This is a genomic window from Ancylobacter radicis, assembly GCF_018449475.1.
Classification (GTDB): domain Bacteria; phylum Pseudomonadota; class Alphaproteobacteria; order Rhizobiales; family Xanthobacteraceae; genus Ancylobacter; species Ancylobacter radicis.
Genome location: NZ_JAHCQH010000014.1, coordinates 277,272 through 301,514, shown reverse-complemented (window position 1 = coordinate 301,514; position 24,243 = coordinate 277,272). Strand labels below are relative to the sequence as shown.

Annotated in this window: 17 protein-coding genes and 1 pseudogene; 7 read left to right on the top strand and 11 right to left on the bottom strand. The window is 67.9% G+C overall.

The window, feature by feature from the left end:
• Positions 1–79 precede the first annotated feature (79 nt).
• From KIP89_RS04625 to KIP89_RS04610, 4 genes are all read left to right on the top strand, one after another.
• Positions 80–1,066, top strand: coding sequence for an AraC family transcriptional regulator (locus tag KIP89_RS04625; RefSeq protein ID WP_250152192.1), 987 nt, complete (start codon positions 80–82; stop codon positions 1,064–1,066).
• Positions 1,067–1,201: 135 nt separating this feature from the next.
• Entirely contained in the window at positions 1,202–5,182 is a 3,981-nt protein-coding gene (locus KIP89_RS04620; protein ID WP_213754232.1) for an autotransporter domain-containing protein, read from the top strand.
• 124 nt (positions 5,183–5,306) lie between these two features.
• Positions 5,307–6,287, top strand: coding sequence for a TAXI family TRAP transporter solute-binding subunit (locus KIP89_RS04615; protein WP_213754231.1), 981 nt, complete (start codon positions 5,307–5,309; stop codon positions 6,285–6,287).
• Between the two features lie 21 nt (positions 6,288–6,308).
• Complete coding sequence (locus KIP89_RS04610) at positions 6,309–8,381, top strand: TRAP transporter permease (RefSeq protein ID WP_213754230.1); 2,073 nt, start codon at positions 6,309–6,311, stop codon at positions 8,379–8,381.
• Positions 8,382–8,426: 45 nt separating this feature from the next.
• On the opposite strand, the gene KIP89_RS04605 is transcribed toward KIP89_RS04610, so the two are convergent.
• Together KIP89_RS04605 and KIP89_RS04600 are read right to left on the bottom strand one after the other, a co-directional pair.
• On the bottom strand, positions 8,427–9,788 hold the full coding sequence (locus KIP89_RS04605; RefSeq protein WP_213754229.1) for a sigma-54-dependent transcriptional regulator: 1,362 nt from the start codon (positions 9,786–9,788) through the stop codon (positions 8,427–8,429).
• Positions 9,788–11,632 (bottom strand): sensor histidine kinase, encoded by a 1,845-nt coding sequence (locus KIP89_RS04600; RefSeq protein WP_213754228.1) that lies wholly within the window; start codon positions 11,630–11,632, stop codon positions 9,788–9,790. Before KIP89_RS04600 ends, KIP89_RS04605 begins: the two co-directional genes overlap by 1 nt.
• Positions 11,633–11,851: 219 nt before the next feature.
• Here KIP89_RS04600 and KIP89_RS04595 point away from each other — a divergent pair, with 219 nt between their 5' ends.
• Entirely contained in the window at positions 11,852–13,219 is a 1,368-nt protein-coding gene (locus tag KIP89_RS04595; RefSeq protein WP_213754508.1) for a dicarboxylate/amino acid:cation symporter, read from the top strand.
• A 183-nt stretch (positions 13,220–13,402) separates the two neighbouring features.
• Here the strand turns inward: KIP89_RS04595 and KIP89_RS04590 are convergent, their stop codons facing one another.
• The 6 genes and pseudogenes from KIP89_RS04590 to KIP89_RS04565 form a co-directional block, all read right to left on the bottom strand.
• Positions 13,403–13,828, bottom strand: a complete 426-nt coding sequence (locus KIP89_RS04590) for a DUF6691 family protein (RefSeq protein WP_213754227.1) — start codon at positions 13,826–13,828, stop codon at positions 13,403–13,405.
• Position 13,829: 1 nt separating this feature from the next.
• Positions 13,830–14,258 (bottom strand): YeeE/YedE family protein, encoded by a 429-nt coding sequence (locus tag KIP89_RS04585; RefSeq protein WP_213754226.1) that lies wholly within the window; start codon positions 14,256–14,258, stop codon positions 13,830–13,832.
• Entirely contained in the window at positions 14,255–14,596 is a 342-nt protein-coding gene (locus KIP89_RS04580) for an ArsR/SmtB family transcription factor (RefSeq protein WP_213754507.1), read from the bottom strand. The genes KIP89_RS04585 and KIP89_RS04580 overlap by 4 nt, the downstream gene beginning before the upstream one ends.
• Positions 14,597–14,610: 14 nt before the next feature.
• A pseudogene (locus KIP89_RS04575) lies at positions 14,611–15,558 on the bottom strand (MBL fold metallo-hydrolase); the annotation flags it as partial.
• Entirely contained in the window at positions 15,519–15,719 is a 201-nt protein-coding gene (locus KIP89_RS04570; RefSeq protein ID WP_213754224.1) for a YgaP family membrane protein, read from the bottom strand. The gene KIP89_RS04570 and the pseudogene KIP89_RS04575, both read right to left, overlap by 40 nt.
• 241 nt (positions 15,720–15,960) lie before the next feature.
• A complete protein-coding gene (locus tag KIP89_RS04565) occupies positions 15,961–16,245 on the bottom strand; it encodes a hypothetical protein (protein WP_213754223.1) in 285 nt (94 codons plus the stop codon).
• A gap of 54 nt (positions 16,246–16,299) precedes the next feature.
• Between KIP89_RS04565 and KIP89_RS04560 the strand changes: the two genes are divergently transcribed.
• A complete protein-coding gene (locus KIP89_RS04560; protein WP_369807046.1) occupies positions 16,300–19,086 on the top strand; it encodes an ATP-binding protein in 2,787 nt (928 codons plus the stop codon).
• A gap of 21 nt (positions 19,087–19,107) precedes the next feature.
• Here KIP89_RS04560 and KIP89_RS04555 read toward each other — a convergent pair whose 3' ends face one another.
• The 3 genes from KIP89_RS04555 to KIP89_RS04545 are packed head-to-tail and all read right to left on the bottom strand — an operon-like array spanning position 19,108 to position 21,802.
• Entirely contained in the window at positions 19,108–19,767 is a 660-nt protein-coding gene (locus tag KIP89_RS04555; RefSeq protein ID WP_213754221.1) for a response regulator transcription factor, read from the bottom strand.
• Positions 19,764–21,224, bottom strand: a complete 1,461-nt coding sequence (locus tag KIP89_RS04550; RefSeq protein WP_369807045.1) for an ATP-binding protein — start codon at positions 21,222–21,224, stop codon at positions 19,764–19,766. The genes KIP89_RS04555 and KIP89_RS04550 overlap by 4 nt, the downstream gene beginning before the upstream one ends.
• Entirely contained in the window at positions 21,221–21,802 is a 582-nt protein-coding gene (locus tag KIP89_RS04545) for a hypothetical protein (RefSeq protein ID WP_250152191.1), read from the bottom strand. The genes KIP89_RS04550 and KIP89_RS04545 overlap by 4 nt, the downstream gene beginning before the upstream one ends.
• A 445-nt stretch (positions 21,803–22,247) precedes the next feature.
• Between KIP89_RS04545 and KIP89_RS04540 the strand changes: the two genes are divergently transcribed.
• Positions 22,248–24,152 (top strand): methanol/ethanol family PQQ-dependent dehydrogenase, encoded by a 1,905-nt coding sequence (locus KIP89_RS04540; protein ID WP_213754220.1) that lies wholly within the window; start codon positions 22,248–22,250, stop codon positions 24,150–24,152.
• Positions 24,153–24,243 lie beyond the last annotated feature (91 nt).

Here is a 24,243-nt window from a genome sequence, read left to right as displayed (position 1 = left end):
GGATGACTTTGCGAGAATGCGACATCAAGGATAATCGCCGTCCCGGCGTCGGTGCGGCGGGCCCTGGAGGTGTCGACGTTTGGCCTCTGATTTTCACCTCGAACGCCCCGACCTGCTGACGCGCGACGATATCGGTATGGGCGAGAGGCTCGACCCTACCCGGGCGCCCGCCAGCCGGGAATTTGACCTGCCGGGGGTGCGTGGCGGGATGGGGCCGACCGCGCCCCGAACTCAGGTGGACGCAGACTTCCTGCTGGCCACACTGGACTGGATCGAGAGCGACACCTCCGCTCCCCGCACGGTGGAAGTGGCGGCGGAGCGGGTGGGAATGAGCCCGTTCCACTTTCATCGCCGGTTCGCCGAACTCATGGGCGAGACTTTCGGCGCCTATGTGCGCCGTACCCGGCTGGCCCATGCGGCGTCTCTCATCTGCCGGTCGTCGACCTCGATCATCGAGGCCTCGCTGCGCAGCGGCTATGCCAGTCAGGCGGCCTTCACGCGCGCCTTTGCCCGGCAGTTCGCCATGGCGCCCAACCGTCTTCGGGCGCGAGCCCAGGCGGAGGCGCCGAAGCCCGGACGCCTGCATGTCGATCTGGTCGAACAGGCCGCGCCGGTGCGGCAGGGCGCCCTGCCGCTCATCGGCATGCGCTTTCACGGGCCGATGTCGCAGATACCGTTCCACTGGCAGCGTTTTGCCGAGGCGCTTCAGGCGGCAGGCCTGCCGCTGGAGGCGATGACCGCTGTCGGCATCCTCTATGACGATCCCGGCTTCACCGCGCCCGGCCAGATCCGCTACGACTGCACGGTGGTGGATACGCACACGACTTTCCCTCCGCTCCGGGCACCGCTGCGCCGCCTGTCGACGCGCGAGGCCACGTTCGTGCGGCTGAATGTGGACGGGCCGTACCATCTCATTCCCGAAGCGGTCTTCGGCGTGTGCGCCCTGTGGCTGCCGCGCAACCGGCGGGCACTCGGGGAAGCCCCCGCCTATGAAATGTACCGGGCGCCACCGTGGAGCGCGAACGGGCGCTTTCAGGTCAGCCTGCTGGTGCCCTGCACCCCGTGACCGCCCTGTTGCCGGCGCGCATCAGCGCGGGTTGATCGCGGCGCAATAGCAAGCACGATCAAACGGGCCCCTCCTCAAGCTGTTAGGCGGAACGCTGAAACCGGCTGTCGCTCGAACGCGGATGGATGGGTCTTGATGTCCAATAATGAGAGGGCGTGCCGCGCCCGCGCGCCCCACTCGGCCGGACGTTTCGTCCTGGCGGCCACCGTCTCCCTGCCGGCGCTGTGCCTCGGTGCCGGGCTCGCCCCGGCGCAGGACCTGTCCGTCACCGGGACCGTACAGATCGACCAGGGCGCGATGCCCGCTTACGACAACACCTCTATCGGTCTGGGTGGCCTTGCCGGCACGCTTATTGTCACCGATCCGGGCACGACCCTGTCGAACAGCGCGGCCGTGGTGGTGGGCGACAGCGATGCCGGTACGCTGGACATTCTGGCCGGCGCCGCCGTCTCCGGCAGCAGCGGCACGGTGGGGAGCGGGGCGACGGGCGCGGCGACCATTTCCGGCGCCGGATCCGCCTGGAACACCTCCGGCGACCTCACTTTGGCGTTCAATGCCGATGGCAGCATTACGGTGGAACAGGGCGGGCTCCTCACCTCCGACAGCGCGATTCTGGGCGCGGCGAGTTCGAGCGCCGTCGGCGCGGTGACGGTCACCGGCGCCGGATCACAATGGGTCAATGCCGGCGCGCTGGCCATCGGACAGCTTGGCGGCGGGCAGTTGACGATCACCGATGGCGGCGTCGTCACGACCGGCGACACCGTGGTGGCCGGCCTGCTGGCACCCAGCGGCACGGTGCTGGTCAGCGGCTCCGGTTCGGCATTCCAGGTGGACGGGACGCTCGCCATCGGCACCAACGGCACCGTTTCGGTGCTCGACGGGGCGGTGATGACCTCCGGCCAGACCAATATCGGCGACGGCGTAAGCGCTGGGACCGGCAGCATCACCATCGACGGGACTGGCTCGCGATGGGAGGCGAGCGGGGCCATCACTGTCGGCGCGCTGGGGGATGGCTCTCTGGTCGTCTCCGATGGCGGCGTGGTCACCTCCACCAGCGCGCTGATCGGCGATGCCAATAGCGACGGACAGGCGGCCGTTCTGGGCGCCGGTTCGCAATGGATCATCACCGGCGACCTGACGGTGGCCACGGGCGGCGGGACCGGCACCCTTGTCATCGCCGACGGCGCGGTGGTGTCCAATGCCAATGCGGTGGTGGGCGATGAATTCTCCCCCGCTCTGGTGGAGGTCGGCGGGGCTGGCGCGCGTTGGGACAGCAGCGGCGATGTGTTCGTCCGCACCGCCGGCGCCGTGTCCGTCTATGATGGCGGAACGGCGACGAGTTCGGACCTGCTGATCGGCTACGACCTCACAACCCCGGCCGAGGTGGAGGTCACGGGGACCGGTTCGAGCTGGACGGCCTCGGATGCGGTGGTGGTGGGCTATCTCGGCTATGGCTCGCTGACGATCGCCGATGGCGGCACGGTGCGCTCCGGGGATGCCGTCCTCGGCTCTCTCTACGGCACGATCGGCGTGGTCTACGTCACCGGCGCAGGCTCCAGTTGGAACGCCGACGGCGTGCTCTATGTCGGCGATGGCGGCGACGGCGATCTGGGCATCGCCGATGGCGCGTCGGTCAGCGCCGATGTCGCCGTGGTGGCCTATGAGGCCGGCAGCACCGGCGACGTCGAGATCGGCGCCGGGGCCTCGCTGGTGGTCGCCAACGAGTTGTATGTCGGCTTTGGCGGCCGGGGCGAGGTGCTGGTCGATGCGGGGGGCACGCTCGTCAGCGGCGCCGCCACGGTCGGCACCGGTCCGGGCTCGCAGGGTTATGTCAGCGTGTTCGGTGCCGGCGCAAGCTGGACCGTGAACGGCGAGTTGTCGGTCGCCAGCGAAGGCGGGCAGGGCACGTTGCAGGTGGCGAATGGCGGTTACGTCGCGGCCTCCTTCGTCAACGCGCTCGGCGGCACGGCCGAGATCGAGGTGACCGGCGACGGATCGCGGCTGGACGCGGGCAGCGGGCTGCTGCTGGGCGGCGTCACCCCGACCCGATTGACCCTGTCCGCTGGCGGCACCCTCACGGCCGATCTGGTGTCCGTCGGTACCGTCGATGATGAGGGCAATGCCGGCATCTCCGCCGAGATCGTCATCGGCAGCGCGGCGGGTGACGCGGCAACGGCGCCGGGCATGCTGGAGAGCGGAGCGGTGGCGGTGCAGGCCGGCGCCAGTGCCGTTCTGGTGCTGAACCATACGGCGAGCGACTATCTGTTCATGGCCGATCTTTCCGGGGAACTGACGGTCGATGCCTATGCCGGCGTCACCGAACTATCGGGCTTCAATACCTATTCCGGCGGGACCAACATCTATGGCGGCACGCTGATCGGCTCCGCCACCAGCTTCGGCAGCGGCTGGATCGTCAATGAGGGCGCGCTGGTGATCGACCAGTCGGAGACCGGCACGCTCGCCAACGGGCTCAGCGGCAGCGGCACGCTGGTCAAGACCGGCAGCGGCACGCTGGTCTATGCCGGCGACGGCACGGCCTTCACCGGCACCACCACCGTCGCCTCGGGCACGCTTTCGCTGGCGGGAACGCTGGGCGGATGGGTCGTGGTGGAAGATGGCGCCGTGCTGGCCGGCAATGGCGGCGTCGGGGCGCTGGCGCTGGAGTCCGGTGCTACGGTCGCGCCGGGCAATTCCGTGGGTACGGTGAGCGTCGCCGGCGATTTCACCCAGGCGGCGGGCGCGCTCTATGCGGTGGAAGTGAGCGGCGGCACCGCCGACCTCATCGCGGTCGGGGGCACCGCCACGCTGGCCGATGGCGCCCTCATCAGCATTACCGGCCTCGGCGGCGTCACGGCCATCGGCACGCGCTTCACCGTGCTGACCGCCGATGGCGGAATCACCGGGAGCTACACGCTGGTGGGCGACAACTCGATCTCGGCCTTCTATGCGGTGGAGGCGTCGGCGGACGGATCGGGCGTGTATCTCGACGTGTATCAGGACCGCGCCTTTACCGCCGCCGCCGTGACACCGAACCAGATAGCCGTCGCCGTGGCGCTCGACGGCCTGCCGACCGGGAGCTACCTGCACGATGCTGTCGGCTCGCAAATGACCGATTCCGACGCGCGCATCGCCTTCAACCAATTGTCCGGCGATCTCTATCCCAGCCTCCAGAACGCCGCCCTGGAAGACAGCCGCTTCGTGCGCGATGCCGTTCTGACGCGACTTCAGCAGGCCGATCAGGGCGCGCGCGCGGACGGCGTCATCGCCTCGACGGCCGGCGAGACGGGAGCGACCCTGTGGGGACAGGCCTACGGATCATGGGGAACGTTCGAGGGCACGTCGAACGCCGCCGGCTTCGACCGCACGATCGGCGGCTTTCTGGTCGGCATGGATCGCCCGGCGGGCGAGACGTTCCGCTGGGGTGGCTTCGTCGGCTTCGGCCAGAGCAGCGAAACCGCCTCGGGCGCCTCCGCCGACAGCGATGATCTTCACGTCGGCCTCTATGGCAGCGGCCAGTTCGGTGCGCTCGGGGTGCGGCTCGGCGCGGCCTACACCCACCAGTCGGTCGATACGACGCGGCAGGTCTCGTTCCCCGGCTTTTCCGAACGGCTGGAGGGTGACTATGACGGTCACACGGCACAGATCTTCGCCGAAGCCGGCTGGCGCCTCACGCTGGACCAGACGGCGCTCGGTTCGGCGGTATTGGAGCCCTTCGCCGGGCTGGCCTATGTCGATGCCTCCAGCGGCAGCTTTGCGGAAAGCGGAGGGGAGGCGGCGCTGACCGGCGCTGGCTACGACGCCGGGGTGACCTTCACCACGCTGGGCCTGCGCGCCGCCATCGAGGTGCCGTTCGGCTCCCGGCTGGGCCAACTGACCGGCATGGCCGGCTGGCGCCACGCCTTCGGCGACACGGACCAGGCCATGTCGATGAGCCTTGAGGGCAGCGCGCCGTTCTCGATCACCGGCGTCCCGGTGACGGAAGACGCGCTTGTGCTCGAAGGTGGTCTTTCCGTCGAGCTCTCGCCGGCCGCCCGTCTGGCCGTGTCCTATTCCGGTGCGTTTGGCGGCGGCCTGTCTGACAACGGGTTCAATGCCAGCCTTCGTCTGCGCTTCTGAGGCCCGGCCTGCCGGCACGCGCGGCAAGATGGGGCGTATACGACAAAAGCAGAGGCGGTCGCGGATCGACAAGGCCGGCGGACTCGCCCATGCTGGCGCTTTGATGTGGCAGGAGGGCGAATTCATGAAGTTCAGCAAGGGATCGAAACTGACCGCGGCGCTCGCCGGCCTCGCGCTCATGACCGGCCTCGCCATGGCCCAGCAGCCGGCCTTCTTCCGCATCGGAACCGGCGGCACGGCGGGCACCTACTATCCGGTGGGCGGCCTGATCGCCAACGCCATCTCCGCCAATGGCGACAAGGGCGTGCCGGGGCTGGTGGCAACCGCCGTCGCCTCCAATGGCTCGGTCGCCAACGTCAACGCGATTCAGTCCGGCTCGCTCGAATCGGGCTTTTCGCAGTCGGACGTCGCCTATTGGGCCTATACCGGCACCGGCCTTTATGAGGGCAAGCCGAAGGTCGAGGATCTGCGCATCATCGCAACCCTCTACCCGGAAACCATCCATCTCGTGGCGGCCAAGAGCGCCAACATCAAGTCGGTCAAGGATCTCAAGGGCAAGCGCGTGGCTCTCGACGAGCCGGGCTCCGGCACGCTGGTCGACGCGCGCATCGTGCTCGCCGCCTATGGTCTGACCGAGAAGGACATCACGCCGGAATATCTCAAGCCCGGCCCCGCCGGCGACCGGCTGCGCGACGGGGCGCTCGATGCGTTCTTCTTCGTCGGCGGCTATCCGACCGGCGCCATTTCCGAACTCGCCTCGTCCTCGGGCATCGAACTCGTGCCGATTACCGGGCCCGAGGTGGACCAGCTCCTGGCCAAGTACCAGTTCTTCGCCAAGGACAAGGTGCCGGCGGATACCTATAAGGGCGTCGGCGCGACCGAGACCATTTCGGTCAATGCGCAGTGGCTGACCAGCACCAAGCAGCCCGACCAGCTCGTCTACGACATCGTCAAGGTGCTGTGGAACGACGCCTCGCGCGCCTCGCTCGACGCCGGTCACGCCAAGGGCAAGCTGATCACGCTTCCGAACGCCACCAAGGGCCTCGGCATCCCGCTGCATCCGGGTGCGGAACGCTTCTACAAGGAAGCGGGCGTGCTGAAGTAACGCGCGTCCAGCGTCGCCCACATGGCTGTTCGTGACGAACCATCCGCCCCCACCGGCGCCAATCCGGGCCTCGAACTCGACGAGGCACGGATTCGCGAGCTGGAGGAGGTCTATGACCCCGAAATCCGCTTCCGGCCGCTCGCGCCGGGAGTGGGCTATCTGGTCGGCGGCCTGCTGATCGCGCTGTCGCTGTTTCACTATTACACGGCCGGTTTCGGCCTCCTGCAGGAGACGATGCACCGGGGCATTCATTTGTCCTTCGTGCTCGGCCTCGTCTTCCTGGTGTTCCCGTTCTCGAAACGGGGCTATGCGCAGCCGGCGCAATCGGGCTGGCTGCGCCCCTTCGGCATCGCCCTGCCGGACTGGCTGCTGGCCGCCACGGCGGTCGTCGCGGTGATGCATATTCCGCTCATCCCGCTCGACGATCTCGCCTTCCGCGTCGGCAACCCGACGACGCTCGATGTCGTGCTGGGCGGCCTGCTCATCGTCGCGCTGCTGGAAGCCACGCGGCGCTCGCTCGGCGTGCCCCTGCCGATCATCGCCCTCGTCTTCATGGCCTATGCGATATGGGGGCCCTACATGCCGGGGATATTGGTGCATCCGGGCGCCAGCTTCCCGCAGCTCGTGGACCATCTTTATCTCACCACGCAGGGGATTTACGGCGTCGCCCTCGGCGTCGTGGCGACCTACGTCTTCCACTTCGTGCTGTTCGGCGTGTTCGCCACCCGGATCGGGCTGGGCCAGCTCTTTCTCGACTGCGCGGCGTGGATCGCGGGGCGCTATGCCGGCGGGCCGGCCAAGGTGTCGATCTTCGGTTCGGCGCTGTTCGGCATGATTTCCGGCTCGTCGGTCGCCAATACGGTGACGGTCGGTTCGCTCACCATCCCGGCGATGATCCGCCTCGGTTACAAGCGCCACTTCGCCGCGGCGGTCGAGGCGACGGCCTCCACGGGCGGGCAGATCACGCCGCCGATCATGGGCGCCGCCGCGTTCCTGATGATCGAGTTCCTCAACCTGCCCTATACGACGATCATCCTGGCGGCCATCGTCCCCGCCTTCATGCATTTCTTCGGCGTCTTCATCCAGGTGCATTTCGAGGCGAAGCGGAACGGCCTCCGGGGCCTCGAACCGCACGAAATGCCGGATGTGAAGGCGGCCCTGAAGCGCGACTGGCCGACCGCCATCCCGCTGGTGGTGCTGATCACGCTGCTGATGATGGGCTATACGCCCTATCTCGCCGCCTTCTGGGGCATCACCCTGTGCGTCGCGGTCGGCCTGCTGAACCCGCGCAACCGCATGAGCCTGACCGACATCGCCGAGGGGTTGCGCGACGGCGCCAAATACGCCCTCGCGGTCGGTGCGGCGGCGGCGACCGTCGGCATCGTGGTCGGCGTGGTCACGCTCACCGGTGTGGGTTTCAAGGTCTCCTTCATCGTGACCTCCACCGCCACCGCCATGGCGGCCTGGGCGACCGACATCCTGCCGGTGATGCTCGCCGCGCCGCAGACGCTGACGCTGCTGTTCACGCTGATCATGACCGGCATTGTCTGCATCCTCATGGGCTGCGGCATTCCCACCACCGCCAACTACATCATCATGGCGACCATCGCTGCCCCGGCGCTCGGCCTCCTGGGGGTAGAGCCGATCGTCGCCCATTTCTTCGTGTTCTATTACGGCGTGCTGGCGGACATCACGCCGCCGGTGGCCCTCGCCGCCTATGCGGCGGCCGGCATGGCGAATGCCGATCCGTTCCGAACCGGCAACACCGCGTTCCGGCTGGGCCTCGGCAAGGTGCTAGTGCCCTTCGTCTTCGTGTTCTCCCCCTCGCTGCTGCTGGTGACGAAGGGGTTCAACTGGCCCGATTTCGTTCTCGCCTTCACCGGCTGCGTCATCGGCATCACCTGCCTTGGTGCCGGTATCTCCGGCTGGATGCTGGCGGGGCTGCGCGGCTGGGAACGGATGGTGCTGATCAGTGCGGCCCTGCTTCTGGTGGCGCCCGAATTCTACTCGACCCTGCTCGGTCTGGCCCTGATCGCGCCGGTACTGGTGCTGCAATGGCTCAGGCGACCCTCCAGGGTGCAAGGACTGGCCTGATCTGGAGAGCGGCGCGCCGGGCATCTCGGCCGCGCGCCGCACCTCCTATCGCTCGCTCTCATAGGCCGCGCGCTCGATGCCGTAGCGGGCGAGCTTGTCGTAGAAGGTCTTGCGGGGAATGCCGAGCGCCTCGATGGTCGCACGCACGTCGCCGCCATGGCGCTCCAGCGCCTCGCGGATGAGGTTTGCCTCGATGGCGCCGAGCCGCTCCGGCAGGCTCTGGCCGGGCCGTCCGGTGGCGGCGCCGACCGGCGGGGCGGCCTCGTCGAGCCCCAGCGCCACCCGCTCGGCAAAATGCACGAGTTCGCGCACATTGCCGGCCCAGTCATTCTCGACCAGATGGCGCTCGACGGCGCGGCCGAGCTTGGGCGGCGGCCGTCCATATTTGCGCGCGGCGCGGGCGACGAAATGGGCGAACAGCAGCGGCACGTCGCGCCGGCGCTCGCGCAGGGGCGGAATGCGCATCGTCACCACATTGAGCCGGTAGAACAGGTCGGCGCGGAAATCGCCGCGTGCGGCCGGGTCGGCAAGGTCGGTCTTGGTGGCCGCTACCACGCGCAGATCGAGCGGGCGCAGCTCGTTGGAGCCGAGCGGGGCGATCTCGCGGGCCTCCAGCACGCGCAGCAGCTTCACCTGCGCGCTCACCGGCATGCTCTCCAGCTCGTCGAGGAACAGCGTGCCGCCGCTGGAATGTTCGATCCGGCCGATCCGCTTCTTCTGCGCGCCGGTGAAGGCGCCGGCCTCATAGCCGAACAGCTCGCTTTCGATCACGCTCTCCGGCAGCGCCCCGCAATTGAGCGCGACGAAGGGCCGGCCGCGACGGCGCCCCAGCCGGTGCAGCAGACTGGCCACCACCTCCTTGCCAGTGCCGGTCTCGCCCAGCACCAGCACGTCGACATCAATATCGGCGAGATCGCGGATCATCTGGCGCAGCCGCACGATGGAGGGCGTCTCGCCGATCAGCGCGCTCTCGCTCTCGTCGCCGGCCGCCAGGACGCGCAACCGGCGATTCTCCATGACGAGGCTGCGCTTCTCCAGCGCCCGCCGCACGGTCTCGGCAAGCCGCTCGCCGGCATAGGGCTTGGCGATGAAGTCGTAGGCGCCTTCGGTCATCGCCTCCACCGCCATGGCGATGTCGGCATGGCCGGAGATGATCACCACGGGAATATCGGCGTCGAGCGCCCGGATATGGCGGAACAGCTCGATCCCGTTCATGCCGGGCATCCGCACATCGGTGACCACGACGCCGCCGAAATCGGGCCGCAGATGCTCCAGCAGCTCCATCGCCGAGGCGAACGGGGCGGCGCGCAACCCTGCAAGTTGCAGCGCCTGCACATTGGCGTCGCGCAGGTCTTCATCGTCATCGACAAAGGCAATGTCGACGGCTGAGAGGTCGATCAGACTCATCAGGGCGCCCTCCGCAGCGCGATGGTGAAGACGCAGCCCTCGCCCGGCCGGCAGGCGGCGGTCAGCGTGCCGCCGAACCGGCTCACAATGTCCTGGCAGATCACCAGCCCCAGCCCGAGGCCCTTGGCCTTGGAGGAGCGGAACGGGGTGAACAGATCGGCCACCTGCTGCTCGCTCAGGCCCGGCCCGCGATCGGCGACGGTGATGATCACCAATTCCTCCTCGGCCCGCACGCCCAGCACCAGCGGCGGGGCGGTAGGGTCGGCCGGCGGAACCAAAGCCAGCGCCTCGATGGCGTTGCGCATGAGATTGACCAGCACCTGCTCCAGCTCCACCCGCCGGCCCATGACCCTGAGATCCGGCGGTACGGCAGTGAGCACCGGGCGGATGCCGGATTGGCGCAGCGGCGCGTCAAGGATCATCAGCGCGCCGGCAATGGCGTCGGAGAGCGGGGTCGGCTCGACCACGCCATCGCCGCGCCGGGCGAAGCCGCGCAGCGTCTCGGTGATCGCGCCGATCCGCTCGGTAAGGCCCACCACCCGGCCGAGCGCGCCCTCCGCCCCGGCGGGTTCGCCCCGCTTGAGGAAGGCGCGGGCATTCTCGGCATAGGTGCGCATGGCCGCGAGCGGCTGGTTGATCTCATGGGCGACACCGGCCGTGACCTGACCGAGCGTGGCGAGGCGGTTCGCCTTGGCGAGTTCCTCGCGGGCATCGGAGAGCCGCTCCTGCGCGCGGGCACGCTCGGCGATCTCCTCGGTCAGGCGCGCATTGGCGCCGGCCAGTTCCGCGGTACGCGCAACCACCCGCTGTTCCAGCTCGGCCTTGATCTGCGCATCCGCCAGAAGGCGCGCCTGCGCCCGGCGCCGCCGGCGCATCAGCTCCGCCGCGAGGCCGAGGCCGGGCATCAGCAGCAGCGCGGCGATGAGCTGGAGCCGGGCCTGTTCGCTGCGTATGGCGCGATCGACCGGCAGCAGCACGTCGAGTGACCAGCCGGTGGTCGGCACGGCGATGCGGGCATCGACGAAACGGCCCGCGACCTCCCCCGCCCGCAGCAATTCGCCCGCCCGCGTGAAGGGGAGCGGCACCAGCGGCGCGGCACCGAACTGGAGCGAGTGGCGGATATCGGCAATCGCGGCGGGGGAGAGGGCGTGCTCGACATGAAAGCGCCAGGCCTCCACCGTGCTCAGCAGCACCACGCCGCGCGCATCCGCGACATAGATCTGGCCGCCCAGCGCCTTCCAGTCGGCCTCGACCCGGTCGAACTGGACCTTGACGACGACAACGCCGAGCGGCCCCTGCGGACCGTCGACGCGGCTGGAAATGTAGAGCCCCGGCTGGTTGCTCACCGTGCCGAGCGCGAATTGCTCGGCGGTCCCCTGCGCCATCGCCGTCAGATAATAGTCGCGGAACGAATAGTCGCTGCCGACGAAGCTGGCCGGCTCGTCCCAGTTGGAGGCGGCGATGGCGACGCCGCGCCGGTCCAGCAGATAGATCACCGAGGCGCGGGTCTCGCCGGCGATGGCGTCGAACTTGGTGTCGATCGCGTGCGGGTCGCCCCCGTCCAGCGCCCGCCGCACATCCGGGTCGCGGGCGAGGATGAGCGGCACCGCGCGCTGCTTCTCCAGCTCGCCGCGCAGCACCGCGATAGCCAGCGTCGCCGCGTTCTCCGCCGCCGCCCGCTCGCTGGCGACCGCCCGGCTGCGCCCGATATCGGCGGCCGCGACGAAAGCGGCGACAGAGAGCGCCAGCGCCACCGCGGCAAACGCCAGCCACGGCCAGAACGGGGCAGGGGATGGAAGGCGCTGAACGGCGCGTTCAGGCGTGGGCGGCGGGACCAAACTCATGCCCCATCTTGCGCGACTTCCCGCACATCGCAAGAGGGAGCCGTGCGGTTTTTCGCACGATCTGTCATCCAAAAAGATCGGAACTCACTTCTAACCCTCTGTCTTGTCGTCTCTTTTCGGAGGTCACATCGGCTGGCACGCGCGTTGCTGAAGGGAGCCGCTATTTCGCCAAGATCAACAACAAGCCACGACCCCTCGGAGGAAACCATGGCGCCCATCATGCAGCCGGCGACGGCGATCCCTGCCGGCACGACGCCCGCCCGGCCCAAGAAATTCTATCAGCAGCTCTATTTCCAGGTGCTGTTCGCCATCGCGCTCGGCATGACCATCGGTCATTTCTGGCCGGAGACCGGCGCGGCGCTGAAGCCGCTGGGCGACGCCTTCATCAAGCTGGTGAAGATGATCATCGCCCCGGTGATCTTCCTCACCGTCGCCACCGGCATCGCCGGCATGAGCGACATGCAGAAGGTCGGGCGCGTCGCCGGAAAGGCGATGCTGTATTTCCTGTGCTTCTCGACGCTGGCGCTGATCGTCGGCCTTATCATCGGCAATGTCATCCAGCCGGGCACGGGCCTGCACATCGACCCGAACTCGCTCGACGCCAAGGCGGTGCAGACCTATGCCGCCAAGGCCCATGACGCGAGCATTGTCGGCTTCCTGCAGAACATCATTCCCGACACCGTGGTCGGCGCCTTCGCCTCCGGCGACATCCTGCAGGTGCTGTTCTTCTCGGTGCTGTTCGGCACGGCATTGGCCATGGTCGGCGAGCGCGGCAAGCCGGTCACCGACTTTCTGCAGAACCTAACCGCGCCGATCTTCAAGCTGGTCGCCATCCTGATGAAGGCGGCTCCCATCGGCGCCTTCGGGGCGATGGCCTTCACCATCGGCAAATACGGCATCGGCTCGGTAGCGAACCTCGCCATGCTGATTGCCACCTTCTACCTCACCGCGGCGGTGTTCATCCTCGGCGTGCTCGGCGCGGTGTGCCGCTATAACGGCTTCTCGATCCTCGCGCTGATCCGCTACATCAAGGAAGAAATCCTGCTGGTGATCGGCACCTCTTCGTCGGAGGCGGCGCTGCCGAGCCTGATGGAGAAGATGGAAGCCGCCGGCTGCAAGCGTTCGGTGGTCGGCCTCGTGGTGCCGACCGGCTATTCCTTCAATCTCGACGGCACCAACATCTACATGACGCTGGCGGCGCTGTTCATCGCCCAGGCGATGGACATCCATCTCTCGTTGCAGGAACAGGTGCTGCTGCTGCTGGTGGCGATGCTCTCCTCCAAGGGCGCGGCCGGCATCACCGGCGCCGGCTTCATCACGCTGGCCGCGACGCTGTCGGTGGTGCCCACCGTGCCGGTGGCCGGTCTCGCGCTGATCCTCGGCATCGACCGTTTCATGTCGGAATGCCGCGCCGTCACCAATTTCATCGGCAACGCGGTCGCTACCGTCGTCGTCGCCCGCTGGGAAGGCGAGTTCGACGCCGCGCAGTTCAAGGCGGCTCTCGCCGGCAAGCTGCCGGAGGATGTGTCCGACCTCGCCGCCGAGGATGACCGCATCGCCCGCCCGCACCCGGCTCCGGCGGAATAGGCGTACCTGCATCCCCTGTAAAACGGCCCGGTCTCTCGCGAGGCCGGGCCGTTTTGCTGTGGGGCGGGCGCCGTTGGGTCAGCCGGCCCTGTCGCCAGAGCATTTTCGAGCGAAGTGGATTCCGGTTCGCGTGAAGAAAATGCGTCAGAACAATAAGCTAGAGCTTTCTCGGTGAACCGGAGTTCACCGAGAAAGCTCCAGGCTACGCGCCGCCCACATCCCGGCGAGCATAGCCGGGACGAAGATCAGCGTGCCGGTCGCGCCGAGGCCCAGCGCGGTGAAGGCCGGGCCGGGGCAGAAGCCGCCGAGCCCCCAGCCGATGCCGAACAGCGCCGGCCCGACGATCAACCTGGCGTCGATGTCGCTGCGCGTCGGAAGCTGGAAGCGCGGTGCCAGCAGCGGCGCGGGGCGGGACAGCGCCAGCCGGAAGCCGATGAACGCGACCAGCACCGCGCCGCCCATGACAAAGGCCAGCGAGGGGTCGAACGTGCCGGCAAGGTCGAGGAAGTTCAGCACCTTGGCCGGGTTGCTCATGCCGGAAATGACAAGCCCGACGCCGAAGATGAGGCCGATGCCGAGATTGACGAGAATCGAGGTCAGCGCGCGCATCTCAGCCTCCGATCACATGACGGGTGACGAAAACGGTGAGGAAGCCCGCCGCCATGAACACCGCGGTCGCCACCATCGAGCGTTTCGAGAGCCGGGCGAGACCGCACACGCCATGGCCGGAGGTGCAGCCCGAGCCCCAGACCGAGCCGAAGCCGACCAGAAGGCCCGCGACACCCATCAGCAGCGGCTGCGCGGAGACGGTCTGCACCACTTCCTGTCCGGTCGCCATCGCGACCAGAAAGGGCGCGGCGACGAGCCCGGCGATGAAGGCGAGGCGACCCGGCAGCAGGCCGTCGCGCCAGGGCGGGAAGAGGCGGCTGGCAATGCCGCTAATGCCGGCGATGCGCCCTTCCAGCGCCAGCATCAGCACGGCGGAAAGGCCGATGAGGAGCCCTCCGGCAAAGGAGGTCAACGGGGTGAAGGCGGTCATGTCTGTTCCTTGCCGTCCGTTCCCGACGGTGCGCAGAAAAGCCCGTGCATGGTGGTGATGAAGGTTTTCACGCGCGGGTCGGCGAGTGCGTAGAACACCTGCTTGCCCTCCTTGCGCCCGACGATGAGCCCGGCGGCGCGCAGTTCGGCAAGCTGCTGCGACAGGCCAGGCTGGCGAATGCCGAGCAGGTCTTCCATTTCGCGCACCGAACGCTCTCCTTCCAGCAGGGCGCAGGCGAGCAGCAGACGGTCGGGATTGGCGAGCTTCTTGAGAAAGGCGCTGGCCTCGTTCACCCGCGCCTTCATGTCGGCGGCCTCGGCGGAGAGCCCGTCGGTCATCGCGTCCATTCGCTTCACTCCCAGGCGGCGCCCTTGAGCAGGTCGAGCGGGATCTTGAGATAGCGTGTCCCGTTCGATTCCGGCGCCGGCAGCCGCCCGCCATTGGTGTTGATCTGCAGTGAATGCAGGATCAGCTTCGGCATGGGAAGGGTCCGGTCACGCGCCTCGCGCAGCGCGACGAAGGCGGCCTCGTCCTCGCCATGGCTCAGATGGATATTCTCCGCCTTCTGCGCGCCGACGGTCGATTCCCACAAAGGCGGACGCCCGCCGGGCTGGTAGTCATGGCCGGTGAACAGGCGGGTCTCGTCCGGCAGGGCGAGAATGTCCTGGATCGAGCGCCACAGCACGCGGGCGCTGCCGCCGGGAAAATCCGCCCGCGCCGTGCCGCTGTCGGGCATGAACAGCGTGTCATGCACGAAGGCGGCGTCGCCGATGACATAGGTCACGGAAGCCAGCGTGTGGCCGGGCGAGAACATCACCCGCGCCTCGATGCTGCCGACCTTGAAGCTGTCGCCATGGGCAAACAGCCGGTCCCATTGCGAGCCGTCGGCCGGGAAATCGGGCCAGTTGTAATGGCCCTTCCACAGCGCCTGAACATCCTTCACCCGCTCGCCGATGGCGGTCGGCGCGCCGGTCTTCTGCTTCAGGTAGCTGGCGGCGGAAAAATGGTCGGCATGGGGATGGGTGTCGAGGATCCACTCGACCGTGTAGCCGCGCGTCTCGATGAAGGCGAGCAGGCGGTCGGCGTTGATGGTGGCGGTCTGGCCGGACTTCTCGTCGAAGTCATGGACCGGATCGACAATCGCGCAGAGCTTCGTCGCCGGGTCGGCGACGACATACTGGATCGACCAGGTGCGGGGATCGAAGAATCCCGTCACCTCGGGTCTCCCCACCTCAAGCTGGCCGCTCATGGCACGGCTCCTCAGCGGCGCGCGAGCGGGCAGGTCGAGAGACCGAACACGCTGTAGAGCGGGCAATTGCCGATCATCGCGGTCAGCAGCGGCACGAGGCCGATCAGGCCGAGCCAGCGCAGATTGCCCTCGAGGACGAGGATGAGCGACAGCAGGCCGAGGCCGATCACGACGCGCACGGCGCGGTCGAGGCTTCCAAGATTTCGTGTCATGTCAGGGCATCCCAGCAACATGGCAGGTCCGTTCCTGCCGCATTCAGGGATATCATTATTGCATAAAAATGCAATCAACAAAACGATATGCAAAAACCCTCACGACATTCCGTAAAACCGCCGCGCGTCGCATTTCCGGCCTTCAACGGGGATCGGCCGGCCATGCGCGCCGAGCCCGCGCGCGCCACGGCGCAGGCTCCCGGCCGCGACACGAAACGCGATCGGCTTTTGCGGACAGACTCTACGGCGCCATGATCTGCGGCGTGCCGCAATTGGGCGGCGCGCAATCCGGCAGCTTCATCGCCGCCGCCGGGTCCTGCGGCGGCGCAACGGGCAGGGGGACCAGCTCACCGGTCTGCGGAGCCGGTTCGTCGCTCACGGGGTCGAGGCCGTCCGGGGCCGGGGCCGCGAAGGAATCCGGGCTGGTGGGCGGGGGAAGGGGCGGCAGGGCGTCGGACTGGGCCAGAGCCGGGCTCCCGGCCAGCAGCACGACGCTCAGGGCGAGCCATTTGATCGGCCATCTCACGACACGTTCCTCCCACGCATGCGTTGAAGTGTAGCGCACCGGGCGGGTTTGGAAATGCCCGGCCCGCCGATTTCGCCGCTCGACCCCTCTCATACCTCGCCCCTCTCACGGCAGGGTCACGCCTGCCTTCCGGCGCCCCTCGCGCCACCGTCATTTTGGCGTGTCCCTGGAACCAATTGCGGCGGCGGCGGTTCTTCGCGGAAGGTACCTTGCTGCCAGCCTCCGGGGGCGGGTATGCGTGCCATGGAGGGCGGGGATTCGATGAGCAGGCCGACGCCATCTCACGCTGTTGACGTTGTGTCCGCCCTCGATATCTCGGATGCCCCGCTCGGGCCGAGCCGGAACTGGCCGCCGCTTCTGGCGCGCCTTTTCGATGTGATGCTCTGTTCGCCGGTGCAGATCGTGCTGTTCTGGGGGCCGGACTATCTCGCCCTGTACAATGACGCCTATGCGCCCACCATCGGCAGCAAGCATCCTCATGCTTTCGGCCGGCCGGCATCGGAGGGGTGGTCGGAACTCTGGGACGATCTGCGGCCGCTGCTCGATCAGGTGCGCCTCACCGGCGAGCCGGTCTATGCGCGGGACCGGCCGTTCTTCATCGAGCGCCACGGCTATCTCGAAGAGGTGAATTTCGACATCGCCTATTCGGCGGTGCGGGAGGTCGACGGCAGCATCGCCGGCGTGCTCTGCATCGTCAGCGAGACCACCGAGCGGATGCGCGCGGAGCGCCAGCTAAGGGCCAACGAGGCCCGGCTGAGCTTCCTCGACAGCCTCAGCCGGGAAACCGTCCTGAGCGCGGACGCCAATGCCATCATGGACACCTCCACCCGCATGCTGGGCCAGCGGCTCGGTGGGGTAAGCTGCTCCTATGCCGATGTCGAACCCGATGGCGACACGATCACGGTCCGTGGCGAATGGACCGGGCCGGGGGCGCACAGCGTCATCGGGCAATACCGGCTCAGCCAGTTCGGCGAGACGGTCGCCCGCACCTTGCGGGCCGGCCAGCCGCTCACCCTGAATCATGTCCGCGAGGAACTGCCGCGCGAGCTTTCGGCCCTGTTCACGGAACTGGGCATCGTTGCCACCGCGTCGATCCCGCTGGTCAAGGATGGCCGCCTCACCGCGCTGATGTCGGTCAACTACGCGGCGCCGCATCGCTGGACGCCGGACGAGCTCGCTCTGCTGAGCGAGGTCGCCGAGCGCAGCTGGGCCCATATCGAGCGCGTGCGCGCCGAGGAGCGGGCGCGCGCGGAGGCGGAGCGGGCGCGGCTCGCCATCACCGCCGCCGCCATCGGCACCTGGGACTATCAGCCCGCCCTCGACCTTCTGAAATGGGACGCGCGCTGCAAGGAACTGTTCGGCCTGCCGCCGGACGCCGAGGTGAGCTATGCCGGCTCCTTCCTTGCCGGGCTGCATCCCGAGGACCGGGAGCGAGCCGCCGCCGCGGTGGAAAATGCCCTGTCCACCGGGGCCGATTACAACATCGAATTCCGCACCATCGGCCTTCGGGACGGCAAGCAACGCTGGCTCGCCGCCACCGGCAGCCGCCTGCAGATCGACGACCACCCGCTGCGCTTCATGGGCACGGTGATCGACATCACCCAGCGCAAGCGCACCGAGGCGGAGCTGCAGGCCCTCAACGCCACGCTGGAGCGCCGCGTGATGGAGGAGGTCGAGGAACGCTCCAAGGCCGAAGACCGGCTGCGCCAGGCCCAGAAGATGGAGGCCGTCGGCCAGCTTACCGGCGGCATCGCGCATGATTTCAACAACATGCTCGCCGTCATCATCAGCGGGCTCAACCTCACCCAGCGCAAGCTGGACAAGGGCGACACCGATGTCGGCCGTTTCGTCGAGGCGGCGCTGGAAGGCGCCCAGCGCGCCGCGACGCTGACCCAGCGCCTGCTCGCCTTCTCGCGCCAGCAGCCGCTCTCGCCCAAGCCCGTCGAGGTCGGACGCCTCGTCACCGGCATGAGCGACCTGCTGATCCGCACGCTGGGCGAGACCATCCGGGTGGAGACGGTGATCGGCGCCGGCCTGTGGCAGGTCCGCGTCGACCCGGCGCAACTGGAGAGCGCCATCCTCAACCTCGCGGTCAATGCCCGCGACGCCATGCCCGAGGGCGGCACGCTCACCGTCGAGACCGCCAATGTCGATGTCGACGATCTCCACGCCCGCGATTCAGGCATTGCGGTCGGGCACTATGTGCTGATCGCCGTCACCGATACCGGCACGGGCATGGACGAGGCGACCATCAGCCGGGCCTTCGACCCGTTCTTCACCACCAAGCCGGTGGGCAAGGGGACGGGCCTCGGCCTCAGCCAGGTCTATGGCTTCGTGCGCCAGTCCGGCGGCCATGTGCGGATCTATTCCGAGTTAGACCTCGGCACCACGGTCAAGATCTACCTGCCCCGCCTTCAGGGGCCGATGCCGGCGGAGCCGCCGCGCGAGCCGCGGGATGTGGCGCGGCGCGGCACGGCCGCGGAGACGGTGCTGGTGGTCGAGGATGACGCCCGCGTGCGCGCCCTGTCGTCCGAGGTGCTGCGCGATCTCGGCTACACCGTGGTCGAGGCCGCCGGCCCGCTGGAGGCCCTGCGGTTCATCGAGGCCGGCCCGTGCCCGGCGCTGCTGTTCACCGATGTGGTGATGCCGGGCATGTCCGGGCGCCAGTTGGTGGATGAGGTGCGGCGCCTCCATCCCGCGCTCAAGGTGCTCTACACCACCGGCTATACGCGCGACGCCATCGTCCATAACGGCACCCTCGACGCCGGCACGCATCTCCTGCCCAAGCCATTCAATGTCGAGGCGCTCGCCGCCAAGGTGCGCGCGATTCTCGACGAATAGCGCGCCCCGCCGGCGGATGGCTCAGTTGGCGCGCCGCGCCGCGCCGGCATAGGGCGAGGCGGAGAGGTACTGGATCGAGGAGCGCACCAGTTCCGGCAGGCTGGAGGCGCCGAGCTTCACCTTGAGCTGCGAGCAGGTATTGGCCACCGTCTTGTAGCTGATGCCCAGTTCGTCGGCGATGAGGGTGTAGTCCTTGCCCTCGGCGAGCAGCGCCAGCGTCTGCAATTCGCGCGGGGTGATGTCGGCCAGCGGCGCCTCGCGGCGCGTGCCGAGCAGCGCGATCTGCATGGCGAGGTCGTGGCTCATATAGGGCTGGCCGCGCCGCACCTTCTCGAACGCCTCCAGCAGCGCGCCGGAGGAGGTATCCTTGAGCACATAGCCGGTCGCGCCCGCCTCCAGCGCGCGGCTGACGATCACCGGATCGCCATGCATGGAGAAGACGAGGATCGGCGTGCGCGGGTTCTGCGCGCGCAGCCGCTGCACCAGCAGCAGCCCGCTCAGCCCGTTGCCGTGCAGCGCCAGATCGATGATGACCACGTCCGGTTTCTCGCGCCGGAACAGCCGGTAGCCGCTCAGCACCGTGCTCGCCTCCAGCACCCGGTCGACGCCGGCATCCTCCAGCAGCCGCCGGCAGCCCTGCAGCACGATGGGATGGTCGTCGATCACCAGAACGCTCGTCATGTCGCCTCAGCCCTCGCTTCATCCTGCACCGTGCCCATGCGGACCGGCACCGTCATTTCCACCCGCGTGCCGCGGGGCGACGCCGGCCCGATGCGCCAATGGCCGCCCAGCGCGCTCAGGCGCTCGCCCATGCCGATCAGGCCGAAGCCGGGCGCGGCGTCCGGCGCCATGCCGATGCCGTCGTCCTCGATCGACAGCACCAGCGCCCGGCCCTCCGGCGCCGCCTCATCGCCGACCGCGCGCAGGCGGACATTGATCTGCTCGGCATCGCCATGGCGTAGCGCATTGGTCACCGCCTCCTGGATGCAGCGATAGACGGTCAGTTCGACACTGTCGGCATAGCGTTCCTCCAGCCCCTCGACCGACAGCCGCAGCCGCCGCCCCGGCGAATGGCGCTCGAAATCGGCGATCAGCCCGGCGATCACCGTCGCCAGCGGCACATGGCCGAGCGCCATCGGCCGGATCTTGCGCAGCAGCCGGCGATTGAGGTGCTGCACGCGGTCGAGAATCTCCGCCATCGTCGCCGTGCGCTCGCCGATCCGGCCGGCCAGTTCCGGCTCGGCCCGCGCGGACAGGCGGTGCACCGATTCCAGATTGGCCCGCAGCCCGAACAGGCAGGGGCCGAGTTCGTCATGCAGATCCGCCGCGATCTGGCGGCGCTCGTCATCCTGCACCGTGATGATGCGCTCATTGAGCCGCTCATTATCGTCGCGCGCCTGTTTCAGCGCCGCGCCCAGCGCGTTGAAGCGGGTGGCGATGAGCGCGAGTTCGCGCACCTGCGGCACCGGCACGCGGTGGCCGAAACGACCTTCGCACAGCTCATCCAGCCCTCCGGCGAGAGCTTGCAGCGGCGCCAGCAGGCGCCCGAGAACGAGATAGAGCGCGCCGAGCACGACGATGTTGACGACCAGCATCAGCAGGGCGAGGGCGGAACTGTCGTGCCAGACCTCGGCGATCTCGTCCGCCGCCTCGCCGACCACGCGGACATGACCGACCACCTGTCCGCCCTCGACCACCGGCATGTCGCGCCCCTCCGGCGCGACCCGCACCAGCGCGGCGAACCATTCCGGCACCTCGCCCCCGTCCTCGTCGTCATCCGCCTCGCCCGCGCCGGGGGCGACGTCGATCACGCGGCCCTGCGCGTCCTCGATCCGGATGCGCACATGCCGCAGCCCGCTCACATGCAGCGGCAATTGCTGGAGCGAGGCCGCGCCGCCCGCCTGACCGGCCAGCCGCTCCAGCGTCTCGTCGACGAAACGCTCGGCAATGGCGAGCGACGAGGAAATCTCCACTTCCGTGGCGCGGCGTGCGTTGACGATGGTGACCGCCATCGCCGCCAGCGCGGCGCACAGATTGATGGCCACCACCGCGGCCATCACCTGCCAGCGCAGCGAGCGCCGGTTCCCCATCCCGTGCGCCACGCCACGGAAGGCCGGATCGGGCAGGAAGGCGCTCACGGGCGAGGCTCCGCGGGCGTCATTGGGGAGGGCGCTACGGGGGGGCGCGGGTCTGCCGGCGCCACCACCTCCGCGCGCGGTGTCTCGGCACCGAGCGCGGCCAGCGCGTCGGCGCGCGACAGGCCCTGTTTGCGCAAATTGTAATAATGCTGGCACAGATCGCTGAAGCCGCGCCGCGATCCCTTGGGCGCGAAGGGCATGAACTCGTCGAGGATCTGCCGCGTGCTCTCGGGCATGCCGATTTCGGCCAGCATGGCTTCGAGCTGCGTCGCGCGGTTGGCGATCATCCGGTCGGTCTCGCCGAAACGCTGGTCCGCTTCGCGCAGCAGGGTCTGCCAGCCGGCGACCGCCGGCGCATCGGCGGGAAGGTCGCTGCCGGCCTCGCGCGAGGCCAGCCAGCGCGCCGGGTCGGTCGGGTCGGTCGGCTCCAGCCAGCCGCGCTTGGCCAGCGCGTCGCTCACGGACGCGGCCACGCGCTCACGGCTCTCCGGCTCGCTGTCGCCCGGGCAACCGGCGAGAGCGAGGGCCAGAGTGGCCGCGAGCAGGGCGCGGGCCATGAGGGGCGTGTGCGCAGTCATCTATACTTATAATCTTCTTATCAGCATGTCCTCACCCCGATGCCGTCGCAGCATCCCGACCATTTTTACCATTCCCGCAACAGCGCACGGTAAAGCGGCCGGCAACCGGCGAACCAGCATCAAGGCCCTGGCATCACATCACTTTGCAGGCCGCGCGGCAAGCCTTCCGCGCTGTTTCATGGAAAGCTCGGGAGGATCGGGGAAAAGTTCCCGTCCAGATTTTCCAAACTGCCTAAAGACACGACTTCAGTTCAAGAAAACAATGATCCTGCAAATCACTTAAATATAAACATAACATAAGAAATTCTGCCTACCTTCCAACAACACCCATGAACAACGCCAAAACCACGGGTGTGGTGGTCAGAAAAGCACGAAATCCACACCGTCCCGGCCTGCCGGGAAGGATGGGGAGCGGCCTGGGAATAGGAAACGCGAGGAAGTTCAAATGAGCCGACTGCACTCTTCGGTGTCCGCGCTCACCGTCGCCGCCGCACTGGCGGCCACGGTATGCCTTGGCGCAAGCGCGCCGGCGCTGGCCAATGACAAGCTCGTCGAGCTGTCAAAGAGCACCGATAACTGGCCGATGACCGGCAAGAATTACGACGCCAACAATTACAGCGAGGCGAACCAGATCACCAAGGAGAACGTCAAGCAGCTCAAGGCTGCCTGGTCCTTCTCCACCGGCGTCCTCAGCGGCCATGAAGGCACCCCGCTGGTGGTCGACGGCGTGATGTACATTCACTCGCCGTTCCCCAACACGACCTTCGCCGTCTCGCTCGACGAGCCCGGCAAGATCCTCTGGCAGCACAAGCCGAAGCAGAACCCGACCGCCCGCGCGGTGGCCTGCTGCGACGTCGTCAACCGCGGCCTCGCCTACTGGCCGGGCAATGGCAAAGTCGGCCCGCTCATCATCAAGACCCAGCTCGACGGCAATGTGGTCGCGCTGAAGGCCGACACCGGCGAGGAATACTGGAAGCTCGAGAACTCCGACATCAAGGTCGGCTCGACGCTCACCATCGCCCCCTATGTGGTCAAGGACACGGTGCTGATCGGCTCCTCGGGCGCCGAACTCGGCGTGCGCGGCTATGTCACCGCCTATGACATCGCCACCGGCCAGCAGAAGTACCGCGCCTACGCCACCGGCCCGGACGAGGAAGTCCGCCTCGCCGACGACTTCAACAGCGCCAATCCGCATTACGGCCAGAAGGGCCTCGGCAAGGCGACCTGGGAAGGCGAGGCGTGGAAGATCGGCGGCGGCACCAACTGGGGCTGGTACGCCTACGACCCGGACACCAACCTGTTCTATTACGGCTCGGGCAACCCGGCGCCGTGGAACGAGACCATGCGTCCGGGCGACAACAAGTGGACGATGACCATCTGGGGCCGCGACGCGGACACCGGCATGGCCAAGTTCGGCTACCAGAAGACCCCGCATGACGAGTGGGACTATGCCGGCGTCAACGTCATGATGCTCTCCGAGCAGCAGGACAAGACCGGCAAGATGCGCAAGCTGCTGACCCACCCGGACCGCAACGGCATCGTCTACACGCTCGACCGCACCAATGGCGACCTCGTCTCGGCCGACAAGATCGACGACACGGTCAACTGGGTGAAGCAGGTCGACCTGAAGACCGGCCTGCCGCAGCGCGACCCGGAATTCGGCACGCGCATGGACCACAAGGGGCGCGACATCTGCCCCTCGGCCATGGGCTACCACAACCAGGGCCACGACAGCTACGACCCGCAGCGCAAGTCCTTCTTCATGGGCATCAACCACATCTGCATGGATTGGGAGCCCTTCATGCTGCCCTACCGTGCGGGTCAGTTCTTCGTCGGCGCGACGCTGAACATGTATCCCGGCCCGAAGGGTGACCGGCAGACCTATGAGGGCCTGGGCCAGGTCAAGGCCTATGACGCCATCAACAACAAGTACAAGTGGGAAGTGATGGAGCGTTTCGCGGCCTGGGGCGGCACGCTCGCCACCGGCGGCGGCGTGATGTTCTACGGAACGCTGGACGGCTTCATCAAGGCCCGCGACAGCGACACCGGCGAGCTGCTCTGGAAGTTCAAGCTGCCCTCCGGCGTCATCGGCCACCCGATGACCTATACCCATAACGGCACCCAGTACGTCGCCATCTATTACGGCGTCGGCGGCTGGCCGGGTGTCGGCCTGGTGTTCGACCTGAACGACCCGACCGCCGGCCTCGGCTCGGTGGGCGCCTTCAAGCAGCTCCAGCACTACACCCAGATGGGTGGCGGCGTGATGGTGTTCTCGCTCGACGGCAAGGGCCCCTATGACAACCCGGCGCTCGGCGAATACTCGACCGAGATCATCCGCAACGGCGGCTGATCGCCTCCGGCACGGCCGCCCGCGCTCTGAAGGCGCGGGCGGTTCCCGCTTCGGTACACACCGCGCGGTTGTCTCCCGTCCCAAGAATATC